This is a genomic window from Streptococcus sp. VTCC 12886, from assembly GCF_049893425.1.
Classification (GTDB): domain Bacteria; phylum Bacillota; class Bacilli; order Lactobacillales; family Streptococcaceae; genus Streptococcus; species Streptococcus suis_AA.
In genome coordinates, this window is the sequence record NZ_JBMVJB010000019.1 from 21,080 (window position 1) to 40,987 (window position 19,908).

The following is a 19,908-nucleotide window of genomic DNA, read 5'->3' on the forward strand; positions in this document are numbered from 1 at the left end:
TTAGTGGTTTAAGATTAGGATAGCACGACTTATATATTTTTCAATGAAATCAACTAGCAATTCGGGTATAATAGATATAATTGAGTATCAAAAAGAGCAGATAAAAGATTTACAAAACACTAAAGATGAACAATTTAAACAATTAAGTAATATGCAAAATCTTTTAGACCAACAACAACGTTTAGCCTTACAAGATAAAAAAGTACTAGAAGAGTATAAATCAGAAATCAATGAATTGAAAGCTCTTAAAATGCCTCAGGAGGATATGAAAGATGGCTCGTCGATAAGGGGTGAGGCGCAGGAAGAAATTGAACGACAGAAAGCTCAATTGAAGTTATCAGAAGAAGAACGAAACAAGGCAAAAGAAAAAGACCCGGTAAAAACAGAATCTAAAAAATGGTGGCAACTATGGAAATGAGGGGAATCAAATGAGTCATTCCGAACAAATGATTGAAAACCAGTTCATACAGATCTTAAGTGAGAAAGAAAATCAGTGGACTTATCGTCCGGACTTGAAGTCGGAAGAAGCACTTTGGCAAAACTTTAGAGGCCATTTGAACCGAATAAATTTAGCAGTATTGGAAGAGCAACTATTAACGGACAAAGAATTCAAGCAAGTCAAAGTCGAGTTTTCACGTTTGACCGGAACGCCTTTTTTAGCTTCTCAATGGCTTAGAGGAGAAAACGGGGTGGCTCAAGTTTTATTAGAGCGAGAAAATGGGAAAAAAGTGACTTTAGAAGCCTTTAGAAATAAGGATATCTCAGGAGGAACTTCTTCTTATGAGGTAGTTCACCAAGTGGTCCCAGATTCCTCTAGAGTAGATCGTGGAGATGTGAGCTTGCTGATTAATGGACTCCCAATCATTCATATTGAGCTCAAAAAAGAGTCCGCTAAAGACGGTTTCATGCAAGCTTATTATCAAATTCAGCGTTATGCAGAAGATGGATTTTTTAAAGGGATTTACGCAACTACTCAAATCATGGTGATTTCAAATAAAGTCGATACCCGATACTTTGCAAGACCTAGTGAAGATACCGCTGAAGCCTATGCTCGGATGAAGAAGTTTTTATTTAATTGGCGGACTGAAGACAATCAAACGGTTTCCGATTTGTTTGATTTTACTCGTACAGTTTTGCGGATACCCGATGCCCATGAATTGATTAGCCAATATACCATTCTCGTCGATGATCAAAAAAATCAAAAATTCCTCATGGTTTTAAGGCCTTACCAAATTCATGCTATTCGTAAGATTCGTCAAAAAGCGGCACAGCATGAAGGAGGATTCATTTGGCATGCGACAGGTTCAGGAAAGACCATTACCAGTTTTGTCGCAACTAAATTATTAGCTCAAAATGCGATCGGTGTCGATCGTACGGTCATGGTTGTTGATAGAACAGACTTAGATGCTCAAACGCAGGATGAGTTTACGAAGTTTGCCTCGGAATACCATACCGGACAAACGACCGGAAATTCGGTAGCCAATACTTTGATTGTTGGGATCAAAAATCAAAAACAGTTGGCTCGAAACCTCCTATCATCAAAAAATAATAATACGATTTTAGTGACCACGATTCAAAAACTCTCTGCGGCTATGCGAAGCGCCCAACAAGAGAGTGAAGAAAAAGGCTCGAATCAATTTGAGAAGCTACGGCAAGAACATATTGTTTTTATTGTTGATGAGGCTCATCGTGCGGTTAGTGATGAGGAAATGAAACGAATTAAGAAAATATTACCCAATTCAACCTGGTTTGGATTAACGGGGACACCTATTTTTGAAGAAAATAAAAAGCAAGAAAATGGAACCTTTGCCAGAACGACGAGCCAGCAATACGGGCCACTCCTTCACTCCTATACAATCAAAAATGCCATGGATGATGGGGCTGTGTTAGGCTTTCAAGTCGAGTATCATTCACTGATTTCAGAAGAGGATCAAGAGGTGATTGTCACCCAACTCAATAAAGGAAAGTTGCCAGACGATGCCCTCCAACAAGAAAAATTATTGCCTACGGAACTGTATGAAACAGATGAACATATTCGTACCATGTTACAAAAAATCTTTAATCGGAGAAGTGTGGTCAAAAAGTTCAAAGTAAAGAATGGTTTTCCTACGATGTCAGCCATTCTTACCACTCACTCGATTGCCCAAGCCAAACATATTTACCGAATTTTAAAGGAAATGAAAGATAATGGGACACTCTTGAATGGGCGACAATTTGATGAACGTCATCAACTGATTGATAAAGATTTCCCAAGAGTAGCTATTACCTTCTCAACCAATCCGGATCAATTAGAAAAAAATGAACAAGACGATGAATTAGTAGAGATCATGAAAGAGTATGCGAAACAGTTTGATGCTTCTCCTTATCAAGATGAGAAACTCTACAATCAAAATATTAATAAACGGTTGGCCCGTAAGGAAAAGCAATATCAATCAGATGGTCAGTGGCTAGATTTTGTTATTGTTGTCGATCGTTTACTGACAGGCTTTGATTCTCCAACGATTCAAACCTTATATATTGATCGAGAAATGAACTATCAAAAGCTCCTTCAAGCGTTCTCAAGAACCAACCGTATTTATACAGGAAAAGATTCTGGGTTGATTGTCTCTTTTAGAAAGCCCTCCACCATGAAAGAAAATGTGCAAAACACGTTTCGTCTATTCTCAAATGAAAAGCAAAACTTTGATCAACTGATTCCAAAAGAATATGAAGAAGTCAAAAAAGAATTTATCGAATGTTCAACACTTTATAAACAAAGCGAAGCTGACCTATCGGATAATCCCAATGATCTTAAAACGATGATTGCGCAAGTAAGTGCTTATCAAAAGCTAGAAAAGAGTTATAAAGCGCTCCGAAGCTATGATCAATACGAAGAGGACTTTGAAGCATTTTCAGAAGTAGTGGATCAGTTGCCGCAATATCAAGGTAAAACGGAAAATGTTAAAACAAAGATTAAAGAAATGATCGAGGATGAGGAGCATCCTGAGGAGGACTTCGAGAATCTTTTACAAGAGATTGCTTTTTCTTCGCGGCTCAATGCGACACATAAAGACGTCGTGGATAGTTTTTATATTAATCAACTTTTGAAAGCGATCCAATTAAACGAAGCAGGCGCCGTTGAAAAATTTGAAAAAGAAATCCAACAAAAGGATCCTCAAATCCAAAAGATGTATCACACCTTGAAAGATCAACTCGTCAATACTACTGAAGAGATCGATGTGGCTCAATTAAAAGAGACTTCGATTCAAAATGAAATTCAAAGACAACTTCAAAAAGAAGCTGAAGAATTTGGATTATCCTTCGACTTTTTACAGTCTGCAATGAACGAATATCAAAGCGATAAGAAAACGATCCCTTATTTAACCCATTTACTGGATTCGATGACTCTTAGTAAAGAAGAGTTCGAAGCCAAAACGGGTGAAAAATATAGAAGAAGAACAAAAGTTTTAGAAGAACGACTACAACAAAACTTTGAACAACTTCAAAAATGGAAGGAAGAATTATAATGGCGACAAGTTTAAACCAACAACTATGGGCTTCTGCGGATATCTTACGTGGGAAGATGGATGCAAGTGAGTACAAAAACTACTTACTGGGATTAATTTTCTATAAGTACTTGTCCGATGCGCAGCTTAGAGAAGTTTATGAACAAGAAAATGGGAAAACAGATACCTTCCCAGAACGTTCCACTCAGTATGCAGGCTTCATGGAGTGGTACGAAGAAGACAAAGACGATTTAATCGAAAATATCCAACCCAAACAAGGTTACTTTATCCAACCCGATCAATTGTTTTATCACTACCGCATTAAAGCTGATAACTATGAATTTAACTTGACCGACTTACAAGCAGGTTTTAATGAGTTGGAACGTCAAGGAGAAGAATTTAGTGGATTGTTTGCGGATATTGATTTAAACTCCACAAAATTAGGCTCAAATGCACAACAACGTAATGTGACGATTACTGAGGTTTTACGTGCCTTAGATGAGATTGATTTATTTGAACACAATGGCGATGTGATTGGGGACGCTTATGAGTATTTAATCGGGATGTTTGCGGCAGGTGCAGGTAAAAAAGCAGGAGAGTTTTATACCCCTCAAGCTGTTTCACGCATCATGTCAGAAATTACGTCGATCGGACAAGAATCTCGAGCGCCTTTTCATATTTACGATCCTGCGATGGGATCAGGTTCTTTGATGCTTAATATCCGTCGCTATCTCATCAATCCAAATCAAGTCCATTATCATGGCCAAGAGCTAAATACGACGACCTTTAACTTGGCACGTATGAACTTAATCCTTCATGGAGTAGATAAAGAACGCATGAACCTGAATAACGGGGATACTTTAGATGCTGATTGGCCCTCAGAAGAGCCTTATCAGTTTGATTCTGTGGTCATGAACCCTCCTTATTCTGCGAAATGGTCAGCGGCAGATAAGTTTCTCTCTGACCCTCGTTTTGAGCGTTTTGGAAAATTAGCGCCTAAATCTAAAGCGGACTTTGCCTTTCTCCTTCACGGTTTTTACCATTTGAAAGAATCGGGAACAATGGGGATTGTCCTGCCTCATGGCGTTCTCTTTAGAGGAGCCGCAGAAGGAACCATCCGTCAATCTCTTTTAGAAATGGGAGCTATTGATGCAGTCATTGGCTTGCCGGCCAATATCTTTTTTGGAACGAGTATTCCGACAACGGTTATTATTTTGAAGAAAAACCGCTCTCGTCGTGATGTCTTGTTTATTGATGCTTCTCAAGATTTTGAAAAACAAAAAAATCAAAATGTCCTGTTGGATGAACATATTGATAAAATTGTTTCTACCTACAAAAAGCGAGAAGATATTGAAAGATATGCTCATGTTGCAAGTTTTGATGAGATCCAAGAAAATGACTTTAACTTAAATATCCCTCGTTATGTCGATACCTTTGAGGAAGAAGAACCGGTTGATTTGGTTGCAGTGAATACCAATCTCCTTAAGATCAATGAAGAATTAGTTCAACAAGAGCAAGTGCTCTTATCGTTGATTGACAATTTTTCAGAAAGTGAAGAGAATCAAGCCTTGATTGATTCGATGCGTCTTCTTTTGAGAGGTGGGCATGATGAGTAAAAAGAGTCCACAATTAAGGTTTGAAGGTTTTACGGATGATTGGGAAGAGCGTAAATTTGAAAGCCTGTTAGATAAAAATGAAGGCGTAAGAAGAGGACCATTTGGAAGTGCATTAAAAAAAGATTTATTTGTAAAAGAAAGTCCATATGTGGTGTATGAACAACAAAATGCTATCTATGACCATTATGAAACTAGATACAATATATCTAAAGAAAAATTCGAAGAATTACACAAATTTGAGTTAATAGCTGATGATTTTATTATGAGTGGTGCGGGTACGATAGGAAGAATATCAAAAGTTCCAAAAGGTATTAAAAAAGGGGTTTTTAATCAGGCTTTAATTAGGTTTAGAATAAATAAAGAACTTACTGATTCAGAATATTTTTTGCAGTTTATTAGGGCAGACTTTATGCAAAGAAAATTAACAGGAGCAAATCCTGGATCGGCAATCACAAATTTAGTTCCTATGTCAGATGTAAAAAAATGGGAAATTAAAGTTCCGATAAAAGAAGAACAAAAAAAAATCGGTTCATTCTTCAAACAACTAGATGACACTATCGCTCTTCATCAACGTAAGTTAGATTTGTTGAAAGAGCAGAAAAAAGGCTACTTGCAAAAAATGTTCCCTAAAAATGGTGCTAAAGTTCCTGAATTGCGATTTGCGGGGTTTGCTGACGATTGGGAAGAGCGTAAGTTGGGTGATATAGCTCCCTTACGTGGCGGTTTTGCATTCAAAAGCTCTAAATTCAGGAACACTGGTGTGCCAATTGTTAGAATTTCAAATATTCTTTCCAGCGGGGAGGTAGGTGGAGATTTTGCATATTATGATGAACAGGATAAGGATGACAAATATATTCTTCCAGATAAATCAGCAGTCCTAGCCATGTCAGGTGCAACAACAGGTAAGGTATCTATACTATCTCAAACTGATTATGACAAGGTCTATCAAAACCAGCGAGTTGGTTATTTTCAGTCTGTAGACTATATTGACTACGGGTTTATTTCCACAATCGTCCGTTCAGAATTATTCATGATGCAACTTGAGTCTGTTCTAGTTTCAGGCGCTCAGCCAAATGTATCGTCAAAAGAAATTGATTCGTTTAATTTTATGATTCCCATATTAGTTCAGGAGCAACAAAAAATCGGTTCATTCTTCAAACAACTAGATGAGACTATCGCTCTTCATCAGCGTAAGTTAGATTTGTTGAAAGAACAGAAAAAAGGCTTTTTACAAAAGATGTTTGTTTAGGGTCTATAATTATTAATATATGAAGGTTCTAAACTAATAACATCAAAAAAATTTATATAGAAATGGATTGCTAAAAGAAATTATTGATGACCTGAAAGTTCAATTACCAGATGTTTGAAAATGAGATGTTAAAGATAGTGAAAGGTAGAAAATTCCTTAGTGAAAAAAGCTAAGCAGTTATTTTATTAAAGGAGAGAACGGCAAAGCAAATTAGAGACATTGAATTAATATTTTTAGAACATTAAAAAATATTAAACGTTGCTTTTATTCTTGTAAATGAAAGGTTGATATGAATGAATAAACAAAATAAATTAAACTTATTAACAAAAATATCGGTTTTAAGCGTTTCCCTTATTATCACAACAGGACCGGCAATTTCTCCGCTGTTGCCAGTTATTAGTAACCATTATAATAATATTTCAGAGGCTGCTATTGAAAGTTTAAGTACTGTACAACAATTTTCAGTTGTCATTTCCTTAATAATTGCAAATTTTATTTCTAAAAAAATAGGTATCAAAAAAACTGTAATATTAGGGCTTTTATTGGCCGGTTTTGCAGGTGTGGTACCTTTCTTCATTGATAATTACTATGTAATATTAATTTCTAGGATTGTCTTTGGGGTAGGAGTGGGTTTTTTTAATTCTTTGGCAATTACTGTTATTGATTTACTTTATAGTGGTAGCGAAAAAACTAAATTGTTGGGTATTCGAACTTCCATGGAACAATTAGGATATGCATTGGCTAGTCTTATGATAGGAGCTTTGCTGTTACTTGGATGGCGTTTTGGCTTCTTAATTTATGTTTTGGCAATTCCAATATCATTTATTTTTTGGAAGTATGTACCTGAAGTGCAATCGAAAACCGATAAAAATAATCTGAAAAAAAATAATAGTAGTAATGAAAGTCATGGTAAAAAACAGATAGGCTTTGTATTTTTAGCCTTATTTCTCATGTTGGTAACTTTATGTGATACTGGTATTAATGTGGAATTACCAAAACTATTAGTGGAGCAAAAAATAGGAACTGGAACATTATCAGGTATTATCATAGCAATGAAAACAACTATGGCGATGATAGTCGGTATTTTCTTTGGCAAAATTTATAATTTGCTTCATTGGTGGGTCGTCCCAAGTGGCGTAGTGGCTTTCTTAATTGGAAGTTTAACTATCCCACAGAGTCATTTATGGCTAGTATGCCTTGGCAGTGTAATTTCAGGAATAGGTTCGCCACTTATTGGTACATATGCATTTAAGACAATTTCTGAAACTGCTCCGAGTGGGAAAGAGAACGCAATAAATACAATGGTATTAATTGGTTGCAATGCGGGATCTTTTGTTGCACCGATAGCATTAACCACTGGAGGTAATCTATTTGGCGGAACAGTTAAAAGTGATTTTTACTTTATGGCTTCAATTTTTGCAATTCTGTTAGTGATAGTTATCAGTCAAAAAATAATTAGTCGTAATCAGACACACAATAAATCAATATAATTAACCAAATTAAGATTTGTGATTACAAAGGCAGATGAAAGAAGTGAGTGCTCAGAAGTCAATAAATTGGACTATTTTTTTAGTATAAGAGCACATTATTATGATTTCAGATTTATACTGCATTTCATTGGATGAACTGATTAGGGAAGATAAAAACTATAAAGACATATTACTTGAAAAGAAAGTATCAGGCATCGCAGATACTATACTTAATGTTATTTTCTTATTGAGTGCCATCATGGTATTAATTTACATGATGATCGAAAACAAGCTCACATCAGGTAATTCCTTCTATATCATTCTGATAATCCTGGTTATAATCCATACCAGTGTAGATTTATTAAAATTGTTACCAAAAAAACGCGTGTAGTTCGCTTACAGGGAATATTGGTCATAACTTAATACGATGAGAAATTATATTAGCATAAAAAATCAGTTGAGCTAGATACAGATACTATCTCAACTGATTTTTTATGTGGTTAAGCTGACATCAGCTTGCCCGACGCGGGTAGTGTTCTGCATGACATGCTCCCACTGAAGGTGATCCTGCAATGATAAATTGCCCCGTCACGGCGTGACCCGCCGGAGGTTTTACAAGCCGGATAATAGGCGCTGTAAAATAGCAGTTTCCCCAGCAGGAAGGGGAAACGCTACTGTCAGCGCTTGTCGATGACGCGCCTCGCAGAGCCTGTCCAAAATAGTATTTTGGTATAACAGGCTATACCAGATTTTTAACGGTGTTATACTGGTCTTGGAAAACCTTTTTCGAGGAGGCATTTTTGATGGCGCATTTAAAGAAAAATACGCGTGGTTCAGTTCCCGGTCTAGCCGTTCATTTTGAACGTAAAACTGACCATCACACCAACAAAGAAATTGATGTGTCGAAATCCTATCTGAATCAAGATCTCATGGAAGATGGTTCAGATATGCTTTCACGTTTCAATGCGCGTTTAAATGACGTTTATTGCATGAAAAGAGACGATGTGAAGGCGTTAGCAACGTGGATAGTCACTTTACCTGAAGAACTCACTAAGCTAGATCATGAAGAACTTACAAAAAATAAGAAAACGGCTCATTCATGGTTAAAAACTTTGACGACAGCTAGAGAAGATCCAGATACCAAAATAGCACCTAGTAGATTAGATTGGGGTATTGAACAAGTTAAAGCATTAATCAATCGAATCATTGAATTAACGCGTGATATTTTTAAAGGACCTAGTCTCTAACGTTGAAACGGCTTATTTCCCCGTCTAAGCGTTTTTAGATGAAATACGTAGAAATAGTCATCAAATATATTCAAACGTCGCTATTAGATTAATAAGTGGCAATCAGGTTACATAACCAGGAATCCATCATTTAAAATAATTCCAAACAAAAAGAACACCGGTACACATAAATTTTGTACGTAGTGTTCTTTTTGTTTTGTTTTTATTGATTCAATAAAAAGGCGCAGCCTATTATAAGTTTATCTTTTATATTTTAATCTTTTGTTCTTTTGCGTGATTAAAAATTCAGTAATATCAAGGGTTTAATAGATAGTATAGCCACAAAAAACTGTGTATATAGCCACAAAAAACTGAAACAAGTGGCTATATAATGTTATGATAAAAGCATAAAGAAATTCCCGACTAAAAGTTTTTCTTTATGCTTATCCAATAACACGCCTAAAGGAGCGTATTTATATGTCAATTATACCAGAATCAAAGACAAGGCAGGTACAGACCTTGAATGAATTATCGAAAAGAAAAGTCGTTGAACATAATAGTTTGATCACATCCATTGCCAAAATGGATAAGACACCCCTCAAAATGTTTGAATTAGCTGTTTCTTTAATTGATACAGAAAATCCACCTCAAGATCAGGCTGTTTCTTTAATTGATACAGAAAATCCACCTCAAGATCAGACGGTATATTTATCGAAGCAAGAGTTATTTGCTTTTTTTAAGGTGGATGATAATGACAAGCATAGTCGCTTTAAAGAAGCGATTGAAAAGATGCAGAAACAAGCTTTTTTTCAGATTAAACAAGAACAAGATAAAGGATTTAAGTTTGTTAGTATTGTGCCAATCCCGTATGTAGAATGGACGGATTATCATGATGAGGTATTAATTCGATTTAGTCCCGAAATTATGCCCTATTTAATTAATCTCAAAACAAATTTTACCCAACATGCCTTATCAGAAATTTCTGAATTGAATAGTAAATATGCCGTTATTTTGTATCGTTGGTTATCGATGAATTACAACCAATACGAGCACTATAGTGTTAAAGGTGGACGCCGAGAAGAACAAATTGACAGGTACCGTAATCCGGAAATTGGTATGAAAGAGTTACGAGAAATGACTGATACGATAATAGAATACAAACGATTCACTCACTTTGAAACGAGAGTATTGAAAGAACCTCTAGAAGAAATCACAAAACATACCAGCTTTAATGTTATATATGAAAAAGTTAAAAAAGGACGCAGCATTGAAAGTATTGTCTTTCACATTACTAAAAAAACAGTGGCAGATGATATTAGTTACAAGTTAGATGATCCAGCTTATATTGACGGTAAGATAAGACAAGAAGAAAGTGAAAAAGATCTTGTATATGAAGCTATGAAGAGTCCATATACAAAATTGCTGATGGAACATTTCTTGTTGTCATATATTGATTTGACGGATACGGCTATTTTGTCAGGGCTACAGAAAAATGTTTATCCACTCTATGACGAATTAAAAGAGTTACGTGGTTTAAAGGGCGTGAAAGAACACTTAGCATATATCAGAGATAAACAAGATGACTATTCGAAAAAGAATATTGCTAAGTATCTTAAAAAATCGATTGAACAGTATCTACCAATCGTTAAAAGGCAGGATATAGATCATGAGTGAAAATTTAAAAACAATTCGAGAACTCGCAGATGAGTTAGGAGTTAGCAAGAATAAAATTCATTATCAAGTTTCTAAAATATCAAGCGAATATGTAGTTAGAAATAATAGTATGAAGCTATTAACCGCTGAAGCGGTTAAACAAATAAAAGAAAATCTAGGTATTGAATTAAACAGTAGTTTAAACAGCAAGTTAAATACCGTTAAACACCAAGAAAACACTAATATAAAAGGAAATACAAGTGTTGAAGGCGTTGAATTAAACAGCACTTTAAATAGCTATTTAAACAGTCTTAAACACCAAATTGAATATCTTGAATCTCAAAATATCAATAAAGATGAACAAATAAAAAGTTTAGTGGAAGCACAAAAACAAACGCAAAATTTGTTAGACCAGCAACAACGATTAGCCTTACAAGATAAAAAGTTGTTAGAAGAATACAAAGCAAAAAACGACAGATTAAAAGTTCTCAAAATGCCCTCACAGGAAACAGAATTCAAACACTTAGACAATCAATATAAAGATGAAGTGAACGCTCTTAAAGAGAAGTTGGAAAATTTGCAGGAACAAATCAAAGATCAAAAAATGATAGAAGAACAAGAAAAACCAAGGAAATGGTGGGGACTATGGCGAAAATAGATGATTCAGTTAAAAAGAAAGTTCCAGAATTGCGATTTAAAGGATTCACGGATGATTGGGAAGAGCGTAAGTTGGGAGACGAAGTTCGAATAGTGATGGGACAATCTCCTAATTCAGAAAATTATACTGATGATCCTAATGATTATATTCTTGTGCAAGGTAATGCTGACATGAAAAATGGTCGTGTTTTCCCGAGAGTATGGACAACTCAAGTTACTAAACAAGCTGAAAAAGATGATCTCATTCTAAGTGTCCGAGCACCGGTTGGAGATATTGGTAAAACAGCTTATGACGTGGTTATTGGTCGAGGTGTTGCTGCTATAAAAGGTAATGAATTTATATTTCAAAATCTTGGTAAAATGAAGTCCGACGGGTATTGGACTAGATATAGCACTGGATCAACATTTGAAAGTATTAATTCTACTGATATTAAAGAAGCTATAATAAGTGTCCCTGCAATTGAGGAACAAAACAAAATCGGTTCATTCTTCAAGCAGCTGGATAACACTATCGCTCTTCATCAACGTAAGCTAGATTTGTTGAAAGAACAGAAAAAAGGCTTTTTACAAAAGATGTTTGTTTAGGGTCTATAATTAGATAATAACCCCTCGAAAATACTATTAAAACAGCCCTAATTATCTATTGATTAGATAATGGGGGCTGTTTTTTTGTTAAGTGATATAATAAACCATAAAAGAAGTTTAGAAATACGGTCCTGGTCATAAATAAACAATTTAATTAATTATTTATTTAATTTCAGAAAGGGTTCTGTTGCAAAGTTTGTTGAAAATGATAATAAGTGATTTTTTTAAAAGAAAAATAAAATAGAAAGAATAAAGAATAATATGAAATTTAAAGATTATACTTGGGATAAAGAGTTTGAAATAAAAGGGTATTTTTCAGAAATACCCGAAGATATTGTTAATGAGCATGATTCCTTAAGTGGTATTTTACATTATTCTCCTAGTGAAATTGTACTTGAATTATTCGGTGCGTTCGAAGTAGAGTCTGGAATATCTTTTGGATTTGGAAAGTATTTGGAGAAAATTTACGGATATTCAAGCGATGGAAAAATTATAATATTAAATACCTATGGAGAACCTACTGGAACATCCTCCTCCCCTGGATTTCCAATAACTAAATATCATGTAAAAAATTTCAAAATTTATAATGTATATTACAGTGCAATTGAAAATTTCAATTATAGTTCTGAATCTTTTAAGAATCTGTTTGATAAGTTAGAGAGTGAAAAATCTGTAGAATATAAGTTTAGTTTTGAACACATTGAAGAATGGGTAGATAAATCATTAGTGGATATAAAGCGAACGGCGGATCAAACTATTTTTGAAAGTGCAGTAAATAAATACCAATCGAAGAAAGTATTGATTAATGCTTTGGGAATCACTTTGGAAGATACAGCAATATTAAATACTTCATACACAACTCCATCTTTTAAAAGTGATTATTTTATTAAACTTAAATCAGAAAAATTAGAAGCAAGAAATTTTGACGAATTTTATAAAACTTCGGTAAAGTTTAAAGAGTTTATTGAGATTTTATCAAATATTCCATTGTCATTTACTGATATTGAGTTTTTAGTAGATTATAAAATAATAGAGGAAAAACGCTTATCTCTTATTAGAGGTAAGTATTTTGTACAGCATGCCAGAAAATATAAAGCTTGGAATAAGTTTACCCATCAAGAGATTTCATTAAGGAAAATTGAGTCAAACTTTGACAATATACTAAATCATTGGTTTGATAAATCAGAGGAACTTGAATTTATAGTTAGGGAATTTTCAAAAAATCTTCATGGTGATTTATACTTAGAAGATCAACTTGTTGACGCAATACGAAATTTAGAAGTATACTCTAGAAACTTTATGAATTTTAAGAAATGTGAAAATTTATCAGATGGTGAGCAAATGGCAAGGAAAGCTTTGCTTGATTTTATAAAAACATCAATTCTACAAGAATTTAGGAAAAAGTTCGAAAATAAATTAAAATTTGGCCCAAGAGGACCTGTGCTTGCCGAACGTCTGGCAAATTTATTTGATTCAATAGACGAACCAAGTAAAGTTAAAATCTTTTCGAAATACCCAGATAAAGAATTATTAATAAAAAAGTTAATTCAAACACGTAATTATCATACTCACGGAGATTCCAAACATAAATATCCATTAATGATTAGTGATTTTAATGAAATGTATGAAACAAAATTACTGTTGCAAGAAATATTAAGATTTTATATTTACAAAGAGTTAGATATGAAATATGTCTATGAAAATTCATAAATATGTTGGTTCTGTTGCAAAGTTTTCCAAAAAATCTATTTTAGTTTAAAATTGAGAAAAAAGACAGAGAGGACAGAGTAATGAATGTTTAGAACTTAGTAGTCGTCCAAAAACGACTACTTTTTTTGTTGAATCGTCCAAGGACGATTCGATGCTTTTGACTTGTAAGAACAGGATTGAATGAAGCCATACTGTTCGCATATTTTTAGTGGATGAACAAACAAAATACGAGAGATTTTTTCTTCTTTTTGTATGACAAAAAGAAAGATCTTTTGCCCATTTTATTTTTATAAAATGGGTAGGTGGCGTTTGCGTAAAGCAAATCGACACAATCCAAAGGGGATAAAAGGGGAAAGTGAAACTTCCCCCTTTTCAAGCCACATTGTAATACAAGAACGAAGTGCTTTGTATTACAATGTGATAGCTTGCAGTATTTATGGTTTTATGTTTTCTATTTTGTTGTGAGGATTGTAACCGAATAGGGCGCAATACTTATTACAAAATCAATGACAAAGGGCGATTGAGGAATGAGCGCTGAGGCATTTTATCTTTGAGGAAGTTCTTGATGGATCAGAAAAATGTATCACAAATTTAAACAAAGACTCACTCATTTAAGAGACGCTACTATCATGAAATTTTGTTGTTGCGATAAGCAACTTCTGATACACGATTTTTAGCCATTACATCACTCGTATTTAGAGTGATGTGTAAGTGCGCATTGCACTCTTTTTTAACGAAACAAGCCGACCAGCGTTTGAAACTTTTTAGTTTTTCATCATTCTATTTTAAAACGCTCTAAAACTCGATTTAAGCGACTTTAATTCGAAACTGTCTATTTGTTAAAAGGGAACATTAAGAATGCTTAAACGAGCTTTTAAGTGGGTTTAAAGTGATTTTGAATTGAATAGCTTGTTGTAAGTTGTAAAAAAACAAGTTAAACAAAGTATAGGTTTTCCATTTAAGGGTTGTTAGGGCTTGCCCTGACCGTCTGTAAGACGCTTGATTGCATGATATGAGTATTTAGCTAGTCAAACAGTTAAAACAGCTTATATGAGCAATTAGAGGGAATACAATAAATTCCTAAAAGTGGTTTTGATCTTTTCTTTTAGCGAGTGAACGAAGTGAACGCTGCAAGTAAAATGTGAGCGTGGTTTTTGCTCACTCCTTTTTTGATGATTTTGACCTTTATTTTTACATTCGCCGTTTGTATAATTAAGCGAGACAAATAAAAAAGCCATTTATGTTACACTCAAATTGTAATACCCGCTAAAGCATACAAGGAGAGTGAACATAAATGACTTATACCCATCTTACACCAAACGAGCTTGTAATGATAGAAGCATATTTTCATCAAGAAACTCTGGTTGCTATCGTTGCGAAGCAGCTTAAACGTGGACGCCAAACAATTTACAATGTCTATAACTTTCTCAAATGTGGTGGAACAGCACTTGAATACTTTGAACAATACAAAGAAAATAAGCGATGTTGTGGGAGAACCGAAATCATTTTTCCTGCTGAGGAAAAAGAATACATTGCAAAAAGATCAACTGAAGGTTGGACCTCAGACGTCATTATTGGCCGTGCAGAGCGAACCTTCTCTTGTTCAGTAAGTACCCTCTATCGCCGGTTTTAGACGGGAGAATTCAATGTTTTACATTTACCGATGCAAGGAAAACGAAAACCAAATGGTTATAAGGAAAAACGTGGAAAACAGGCATTCAAAAGAAATATTTCTGAACGTAAAAAAGATTATGTCGTTTTCGAAGAAGAATTTGGACATTTAGAGGGTGATACGATTGTCGGCATCCATTATAAAAGTGCCGTCATCACACTCGTTGAGCGACTTTCAAAAGCCATTATCGCCTTGAAACCAGAAGGCCGTAAGGCAGTTGATATTGAAAATTCGATTAATGAATGGCTTCAATCCGTACCCAAAAATCTTTTCAAATCAATTACCTTTGATTGTGGAAAAGAATTCTCTAATTGGAAAAGTATTAGTAATACGAATGATATTGATATTTATTTCGCAGACCCAGGAACGCCTTTCCCAACGGGGATTAAATGAACATTCAAACGGACTCCTCCGAAAAGATGGACTACCAAAAGAAATGGACTTCAACCAAGTCAATCAAGGATTCATCTCATCCGTTGCTTCCAAAAGAAACCATATCCCTAGAAAATCACTAAATTACCAAACACCATTAGAAGTTTTTTTGAGTTACGTAAATGGAAAGTTTTGTCTCGCTTAATTTGACAAATAATAAGTTGTCTCTCTACCAGCACTAAATGTCGAAGAGCCAAAAATCTGAGCCAGAATGAGGTTCGTTCTGACCCAGATTTTATTTTGCACAACTCATCAGTCCTTATTAACAAAGAGCTCATATTCCTCATGTTGAGAATACGAAGGCCATGTACCAGCTTATTGGTTTAGTATATAAAATTACTCATTATTTTTGTCATATTCCATCTCATCTTCAGTTACCCACATATGATTCTTAACTTCTTTTTGACCATCGGTTGGAGTGTAATTAACAACGTAAACAGTTCCTTTAATAGATTTATCTACTTTTGCTTCAGCTCCCATCATCCCATCCATGTGATCGGCATTCAAGATAACAGTATCGCCCTCATTTGCTACAGTCTTAGTATCTTTTAACTCTTCTTGTACTACCCATCGATGATTCTTAACCATTGGTCCTCCAGTTTTTGGCTTATAGCTTACTTCATAAATTGTAGTATCAAAGGCCCCTACAACTTGAGCTTTTGCACCTTTCATCCCTTTCATATGATCGGCTAGCAGTATAACATTACTTCCCACCGGGAATTTAGGGTTCGCAGCATCTTTCATTGAAGAAGGAACCATACCTTCGTGATTCATTCCCTCCATACTATTCATTTCACTAGACGCTGTAGAAGTCAATTCCTCGTTTGTGCTTTTAGAATTATTCGATTCACTTTGATTGCTACACGCTCCTAAAAATACAATAATTCCAAGACTTACAAATACTAATTTTATCATCTTTTTCACTGTCTTCATCCTCCTTTAATTAATCACATTTAGGTCATCTCATAAATTTGTAATCCAAAAACTTCTTTTTTAATTGTAGCTATTGATAAGTCCTTCTTAGAAAAGATTACTACAGAATTTGATAAGATATCTAAATGAACTTTTTCGACACTATCTATCGAAATCAGTTGAAAAAATATTTTTTTTGCCCAACCTTTACATGCTAATTTAGCATTTTTTATCTGTTTTTGCAACAAATAACTCTCCTCCTTTATTGAAATGGTAACTTTATAACAAATTTAGTTCCTAGACCTAATTTACTTTTTACAGTTATACTACCTTTATGCGCTTCAACAACGCTCTTTACAATAGCTAATCCGATACCTTGCCCCCCTAAAGCTCTACTTCTGGAGGGGTCAGCCATATAAAATCTATCAAAAATATGAAGTTGCTGATCTTTTTCTATACCGATGCCGTTGTCTTCAACAATTAAAAGAACATGGTCTTTATTTTTACTTATAGAAAACTTAATGGTTCCCTCCTTTTGCGTAAATTTAATAGCATTATTCAAAAGATTGATAACAACTTGGTTCATTTTATCTTTATCTGCAGATATATTGATGTTATCCCCTTGGATTTCAACATGAAGTTTTTTTGAGTTACGTAAATGGAAAGTTTTGTCTCGCTTAATTTGACAAATAATAATTTTTGAAAAAAATAAAAAAGGCGAAGCCTATATTAATTTATGGTAGTGTAAAATAAGTTGTGTAAACACAAAAAGGAATAAATCCGTTATAGTAGAGTTGCAAAACATTACTAGAAAGAGATTTATTCCTATGACTCAGTTTACCACAGAACTACTTAACTTCCTAGCCCAAAAGCAAGATATTGATGAATTTTTCCGTACTTCTCTTGAAACAGCTATGAATGATCTGCTTCAAGCAGAGTTATCAGCCTTTTTAGGGTATGAACCTTACGATAAATTAGGCTATAATTCTGGGAATAGTCGTAACGGAAGCTATGTACGGAAATTCGAAACCAAATATGGGACTGTTCAGTTGAGCATTCCTAGAGATCGTAATGGGAACTTTAGTCCAGCTTTCCTTCCCGCTTATGGACGTCGAGATGACCACTTGGAAGAGATGGTTATCAAACTCTATCAAACCGGTGTAACGACTCGAGAAATTAGTGATATCATCGAGCGAATGTATGGTCATTACTATAGTCCTGCCACAATTTCTAATATCTCAAAAGCAACTGAGGAGAATGTCGCTACTTTTCATGAGCGAAGCTTAGAAGCCAATTACTCTGTTTTATTTCTTGACGGAACCTATCTTCCATTAAGACGTGGAACCGTTAGTAAAGAATGTATTCATATCGCACTTGGCATTACACCAGAAGGACAGAAGGCTGTTCTTGGATATGAAATCGCTCCAAATGAAAATAATGCTTCTTGGTCCACACTGTTAGACAAGCTTCAAAACCAAGGAATCCAACAGGTTTCTCTTGTAGTGACCGATGGCTTCAAGGGGCTTGAAGAGATTATCAATCAGGCTTACCCATTAGCTAAACAACAACGTTGCTTAATTCATATTAGTCGAAATCTAGCTAGTAAAGTGAAACGAGCAGATAGAGCGGTTATTCTGGAGCAATTTAAAACGATTTATCGTGCTGAAAATTTAGAAATGGCAGTGCAAATTTTAGAGAACTTTATCGCCGAATGGAAACCAAAGTATAGGAAAGTCATGGAAAGTCTGGAGAATACGGATAATCTTTTAACTTTTTATCAGTTTCCCTACCAGATTTGGCATAGCATTTATTCGACAAACCTCATTGAGTCTCTTAACAAAGAAATCAAACGTCAAACGAAAAAGAAGGTTCTTTTTCCTAACGAGGAGGCTCTGGAACGTTATTTAGTTACCCTGTTTGAAGATTATAATTTCAAGCAAAATCAACGCATCCATAAAGGGTTTGGCCAATGTGCTGACACACTTGAAAGCTTATTTGATTAACATTCTTCAACTCTACTTGAGTGTTTACACATAATTATTGACAGTATCAGCATTGATTTAGCATAAATTGTCTTTAGAATAAATGAAAAGGCAACACTTTTCAAGGTATTGTCTCCTTAATTGAGTTTTAGATGGATGTCGGTTAATCCGTTCATAATAACTTGATTCAGGAACATCAAGGAGTTGACAGCTTAGTCTGACATTGAGTGCTAAAGTTTGTATAGTTTGAGCCATATCCGCAGCACTCACTTCTTTTTCTCGGCGAATATGGTCAATACTTTTTTTAAGATGTCTCGTTCTTCCTTAACTTTAGCCAGTTGTCTTTTTAATTCTAGAAAATCAGCTTTAGAGACGGAGCTTTCATTAGATTTAGAGTAGAGGTCTATCCATTTATAAATTGTTGCAGGGGCCACGTCGTATTCTTTAGACAGCTGGGTGACGGATTGACCAGAGTGATAGAAGGCGATAAGGATTTCTTTAAATTCTTTTGAGTATCGTTTTTTCATGTTTTTGTCCTTTGTCTAAATTATACAATAGTGACTCTAAGATTTAAGGATAACATCGGTTAGTGATGATGTCAAAATATTACAGGTTTTAGAATATAAGGAAACTAGAACTAACTTCCTTCAAACATCGTATACTATGTTGGATAAGTTAACTGAGTTATTTCAAATTAGATGAAATATAGTCAAATTTCGAACAAAATAAAAAGCCGTCAAGGGCTAGTTTTAAAGCTTTTTCAAGAAATATGAAATCAAAACCTGATAAACCAGGTCTTACGAAAAAAGGTAGAGAAAAAGGTAGAGTTTGAATTGAAATATAATGCAATATACTGCATTTGATAAAAAGAAAAAACGCTTAAAATCAGCGTTTTTCTTATGTATTGATTCGTATTGAATGCTTACTTCACTTCAGTAAGGGTAAAATCATTTGGATCTGCTTTGTTTACCATCATAATGCTCCTTTAATGACATTGTAATAAAGTAAGCATTACTACAAAGTAACTAATTTTAGAAATTATACCTTATTTATAGAGTGAAAAAGCTTCTATAATAATGATAAAATGGGATTTTTGTGTTTAAAAAACTACAAGAACCAAACTCAAAATCCAGTGTCCGCAAGGACGTGCCGGTTCGACCCCGGCCGCCGGTATAGTTTAAAAGAGGCTGGGCAAAAACTAGCTTCTCACAATAAAAAAACGAGCAGTTCCAATTAGGAGTTGCTCGTTTTCCACTTCAT

At 34.6% G+C, this 19,908-nt stretch carries 13 protein-coding genes and 3 pseudogenes; 12 read left to right on the forward strand and 4 right to left on the reverse strand.

Annotation, left to right across the window (positions count from 1 at the left end; translation table 11 throughout):
* Window positions 1-43 precede the first annotated feature (43 nt).
* From ACPC57_RS07010 to ACPC57_RS07060, 11 genes and pseudogenes are all read left to right on the forward strand, one after another.
* Window positions 44-418, forward strand: a complete 375-nt coding sequence (locus ACPC57_RS07010) for a hypothetical protein (RefSeq protein WP_099390496.1) — start codon at window positions 44-46, stop codon at window positions 416-418.
* A 10-nt stretch (window positions 419-428) separates the two neighbouring features.
* The gene (locus ACPC57_RS07015) at window positions 429-3,506 is read left to right on the forward strand and encodes a type I restriction endonuclease subunit R (RefSeq protein ID WP_434066574.1); all 3,078 of its coding nucleotides are present in this window, start codon (window positions 429-431) and stop codon (window positions 3,504-3,506) included.
* Complete coding sequence (locus tag ACPC57_RS07020; RefSeq protein ID WP_434066575.1) at window positions 3,506-5,101, forward strand: type I restriction-modification system subunit M; 1,596 nt, start codon at window positions 3,506-3,508, stop codon at window positions 5,099-5,101. Before ACPC57_RS07015 ends, ACPC57_RS07020 begins: the two co-directional genes overlap by 1 nt.
* A complete protein-coding gene (locus ACPC57_RS07025) occupies window positions 5,091-6,350 on the forward strand; it encodes a restriction endonuclease subunit S (RefSeq protein WP_434066576.1) in 1,260 nt (419 codons plus the stop codon). Before ACPC57_RS07020 ends, ACPC57_RS07025 begins: the two co-directional genes overlap by 11 nt.
* Before the next feature lie 293 nt (window positions 6,351-6,643).
* A complete protein-coding gene (locus ACPC57_RS07030; RefSeq protein ID WP_434066577.1) occupies window positions 6,644-7,840 on the forward strand; it encodes an MFS transporter in 1,197 nt (398 codons plus the stop codon).
* Between the two features lie 782 nt (window positions 7,841-8,622).
* The gene (locus ACPC57_RS07035; RefSeq protein ID WP_434066578.1) at window positions 8,623-9,066 is read left to right on the forward strand and encodes a plasmid recombination protein; all 444 of its coding nucleotides are present in this window, start codon (window positions 8,623-8,625) and stop codon (window positions 9,064-9,066) included.
* A 456-nt stretch (window positions 9,067-9,522) separates the two neighbouring features.
* Window positions 9,523-10,719: a RepB family plasmid replication initiator protein gene (locus ACPC57_RS07040; protein WP_434066579.1), complete on the forward strand. Its 1,197-nt coding sequence runs from the start codon at window positions 9,523-9,525 to the stop codon at window positions 10,717-10,719.
* The gene (locus ACPC57_RS07045) at window positions 10,712-11,356 is read left to right on the forward strand and encodes a hypothetical protein (RefSeq protein ID WP_434066580.1); all 645 of its coding nucleotides are present in this window, start codon (window positions 10,712-10,714) and stop codon (window positions 11,354-11,356) included. The genes ACPC57_RS07040 and ACPC57_RS07045 overlap by 8 nt, the downstream gene beginning before the upstream one ends.
* Window positions 11,344-11,940 (forward strand): restriction endonuclease subunit S, encoded by a 597-nt coding sequence (locus ACPC57_RS07050; protein ID WP_434066581.1) that lies wholly within the window; start codon window positions 11,344-11,346, stop codon window positions 11,938-11,940. Before ACPC57_RS07045 ends, ACPC57_RS07050 begins: the two co-directional genes overlap by 13 nt.
* 261 nt (window positions 11,941-12,201) lie before the next feature.
* Entirely contained in the window at window positions 12,202-13,650 is a 1,449-nt protein-coding gene (locus tag ACPC57_RS07055) for a HEPN domain-containing protein (RefSeq protein WP_340742938.1), read from the forward strand.
* A 1,294-nt stretch (window positions 13,651-14,944) separates the two neighbouring features.
* A pseudogene (locus ACPC57_RS07060) lies at window positions 14,945-15,899 on the forward strand (IS30 family transposase).
* Window positions 15,900-16,090: 191 nt separating this feature from the next.
* Here ACPC57_RS07060 and ACPC57_RS07065 read toward each other — a convergent pair.
* The 3 genes and pseudogenes from ACPC57_RS07065 to ACPC57_RS07075 form a co-directional block, all read right to left on the reverse strand.
* A complete protein-coding gene (locus tag ACPC57_RS07065) occupies window positions 16,091-16,687 on the reverse strand; it encodes a YdhK family protein (RefSeq protein WP_081831475.1) in 597 nt (198 codons plus the stop codon).
* A 20-nt stretch (window positions 16,688-16,707) separates the two neighbouring features.
* A complete protein-coding gene (locus ACPC57_RS07070; protein ID WP_434066582.1) occupies window positions 16,708-16,914 on the reverse strand; it encodes a hypothetical protein in 207 nt (68 codons plus the stop codon).
* 14 nt (window positions 16,915-16,928) lie between these two features.
* Window positions 16,929-17,315, reverse strand: a pseudogene (locus tag ACPC57_RS07075) (sensor histidine kinase); the annotation flags it as partial.
* A gap of 178 nt (window positions 17,316-17,493) precedes the next feature.
* Between ACPC57_RS07075 and ACPC57_RS07080 the strand changes: the two are divergent.
* Entirely contained in the window at window positions 17,494-18,669 is a 1,176-nt protein-coding gene (locus ACPC57_RS07080; protein WP_434066583.1) for an IS256-like element IS1191 family transposase, read from the forward strand.
* Between the two features lie 102 nt (window positions 18,670-18,771).
* Here ACPC57_RS07080 and ACPC57_RS07085 read toward each other — a convergent pair.
* Window positions 18,772-19,175: pseudogene (locus ACPC57_RS07085) on the reverse strand (transposase); the annotation flags it as partial.
* Window positions 19,176-19,908 lie beyond the last annotated feature (733 nt).

Coding starts and splice junctions, on each gene's coding strand:
- ACPC57_RS07030 (WP_434066577.1), top strand. CDS start 6,644: ATGAATAAACAAAATAAATTAAACTTATTAACAAAAATATCGGTTTTA.
- ACPC57_RS07080 (WP_434066583.1), top strand. CDS start 17,494: ATGACTCAGTTTACCACAGAACTACTTAACTTCCTAGCCCAAAAGCAA.
- ACPC57_RS07040 (WP_434066579.1), top strand. CDS start 9,523: ATGTCAATTATACCAGAATCAAAGACAAGGCAGGTACAGACCTTGAAT.
- ACPC57_RS07020 (WP_434066575.1), top strand. CDS start 3,506: ATGGCGACAAGTTTAAACCAACAACTATGGGCTTCTGCGGATATCTTA.
- ACPC57_RS07050 (WP_434066581.1), top strand. CDS start 11,344: ATGGCGAAAATAGATGATTCAGTTAAAAAGAAAGTTCCAGAATTGCGA.
- ACPC57_RS07015 (WP_434066574.1), top strand. CDS start 429: ATGAGTCATTCCGAACAAATGATTGAAAACCAGTTCATACAGATCTTA.
- ACPC57_RS07025 (WP_434066576.1), top strand. CDS start 5,091: ATGATGAGTAAAAAGAGTCCACAATTAAGGTTTGAAGGTTTTACGGAT.
- ACPC57_RS07055 (WP_340742938.1), top strand. CDS start 12,202: ATGAAATTTAAAGATTATACTTGGGATAAAGAGTTTGAAATAAAAGGG.
- ACPC57_RS07035 (WP_434066578.1), top strand. CDS start 8,623: ATGGCGCATTTAAAGAAAAATACGCGTGGTTCAGTTCCCGGTCTAGCC.
- ACPC57_RS07045 (WP_434066580.1), top strand. CDS start 10,712: ATGAGTGAAAATTTAAAAACAATTCGAGAACTCGCAGATGAGTTAGGA.
- ACPC57_RS07010 (WP_099390496.1), top strand. CDS start 44: ATGAAATCAACTAGCAATTCGGGTATAATAGATATAATTGAGTATCAA.
- ACPC57_RS07065 (WP_081831475.1), bottom strand. CDS start 16,687: ATGAAGACAGTGAAAAAGATGATAAAATTAGTATTTGTAAGTCTTGGA.